We start from the raw sequence: 2,247 nt of genomic DNA, 5'->3' as shown, positions 1-2,247 counted from the left end.
AGGGACTTCCGGTCCTTTGTGCACCGCATTTTTGCGGCTGGCATGGCGCTTCTGGCTGTTGAAGCCCTGTTTACCGGACTCTCGCTGCAGGCCGCCACTGCTGACAGGGTGCTCTTCTGGCAGCAGCTGAGATGGCTGACCACCTCCCTGCTTCCCGGCACCTGGCTGGTGTTTGCCCTGAGTTTCGGGCGCGAGCACTACTGGACATCGCTGGCAAAATGGAAATGGGGCATTCTGGCGGTTTTTGCAGTAAACCTGGGTCTCGCCAGTACAGTGTATTCTTACTTTTTCCAGGCCCTACCAGTTTTCAGCCAGGACTTTGGCTGGGTGATAAAGCTTGCCTGGCCTGGTTATGCTTTTCAGGTTGCTGTCATACTCAACACCGTGCTTATCGTGGCCATCCTCGAACAATTGCTGCGGGCCTCGAGGGGACGGCTTCGCTGGCAGGTGAAATTTCTCCTTCTGGGAGTCGGCGGTCTGTTTGCAGCCCGCATATATACAGGAAGCCAGGCCATGCTGTTCCACACAATCGATCTGCAGCTGGAGTTTGTCAATGCAGCAGCACTGCTGGCCACCTGCCTGCTGATTATGGTCTCCTTTGCCAGGGCGCGCGTACTGCCCGTAGATCTATATCTGTCCCACAGGATGCTGTTGAATTCGCTGACAGTGCTCGTGGTGGGTGTTTACTTCCTGGCTGTAGGAGTGCTTGCCAAAGTTGTGAGCTATGTTGGTGAGGGTTTTCGGTTCCCGCTGATAACTTTTCTTGTTTTTTCGAGTCTCCTGGGTCTGGCTGTGCTGCTGCTGTCGGACCGCATGAAGCTCAGGATGAAGCGCTTTGTGAGCATCCATTTTCAACGTCCCCAGTACGACTATCGCCACATCTGGACCGACTTCAACAGAAGAACAGCCACGCTTCTTGAAACAGAGGACCTCTGCAATGCGGTGGTCAGAATGATCTCGGAGACGTTTGACACCCTTGCCGTGTCCATCTGGCTCAAAGGCGACCGCCGCACAGAAATGAAACTCTGTGGTTCTACTGTGAGCTACCAGACAGAAACCGGCAGTTTGCAGTCCTTTGTCCATCCTCTACTGAAGCTGATGAACAGTATGGACAGCGACTCTCCGCCCATCGATCTTCAGGACACAGAGGAGGTGTGGCTCGAAGCGTTCAGAGCCCATTATCCGGAGTTTATTGAGGAAGCCAGGATTCGGTATTGTGTGCCACTGGCAGTGGGAGGAGAGTCTGTGGGGCTGCTGACCCTGGGAGACCGCGTCAAGGCAGTGCCCCTGACCTTCGAGGAGCTGGACCTTCTCAAGACCCTGGCAAACCAGCTTGCCGGCAGTCTCCTCAATATAAAACGAGCCGAGGAACTGCGACAGGCCAGAGAACTGGAGGCCTTTCAGACCATGGCGGCCTTTTTCGTGCACGACCTGAAAAATCTGGCCTCGAGTCTGTCGATTATGCTGCAAAACCTGCCGGTCCATTACGACAATCCAGAGTTCCGGGAAGATGCCCTGAAGACCATTGCAAAGAGTGTAGCCAGAATAGACTCCATGTGCACACGGCTGTCTCTGTTGAGAGAGAAACTGGAACTGGCGCCCGTGAAAACAGACCTGAATCAACTTGTGAGCACTGTTCTGAAAGAGGTAAAGCAGACGCCTGGCGTGCAGCTGACAACAGAGTACGCGGATCTGCCGCAAGTGTACATCGACCCGCAGCAGATGCGCAAGGTGATCAGCAACCTGATTCTCAACGCCTTCGAGGCCATGCCTGATGGCGGGGAGATCCGGGTGAGCACCAGCAGGCTTGACAGCTGGGCTGTAATCTCGGTGAGCGACAATGGCTGCGGCATGTCGCGGGATTTCATGGAGCAGAGTCTGTTTCGGCCGTTCAGGACCAGCAAGAAGCAGGGCCTGGGAATCGGTCTCTTCCAGAGTAAAATGATCGTGGAAGCCCACCGCGGCCAGCTGGAGGTCGAGAGCCAGGAGGGAAAGGGAAGCACATTCAGGGTCCTGCTGCCAATGGACAGTGGTGTGAGGGGCTGGGAGGCCAGCGGCTTCCGCCTTCGCTAGAGACGACGGCGGACGAGACGCCGGGTTATCGATTATCAGGGCATCCTTCGACAGGCTCAGGATAGGTGGGGCTGGTAGGCATCCGGCTTCGCCGGAGCTATCGGTTATCGGTTATCGGTTAAATGCAAAATGAAAGTTCACCCCCCTTTCGCAGTTTTTGTTTAGTTGCCGTAT

Annotated in this window: 1 protein-coding gene; it reads left to right on the top strand. The window is 55.4% G+C overall.

Annotation, left to right across the window (positions count from 1 at the left end; all coding sequences use genetic code 11):
* Positions 1 to 2,073: PEP-CTERM system histidine kinase PrsK (gene prsK / locus JRI89_17740; GenBank protein ID MBW2073075.1), on the top strand; the 2,073-nt coding region annotated here is incomplete at its 5' end.
* Positions 2,074 to 2,247: the final 174 nt, after the last annotated feature.

It is taken from the genome of Deltaproteobacteria bacterium (genome assembly GCA_019309045.1).
Classification (GTDB): domain Bacteria; phylum Desulfobacterota; class Syntrophobacteria; order BM002; family BM002; genus JAFDGZ01.
The sequence above is the reverse complement of the archived record's forward strand: the minus strand, read 5'-3'. Positions and strand labels throughout refer to the sequence as shown.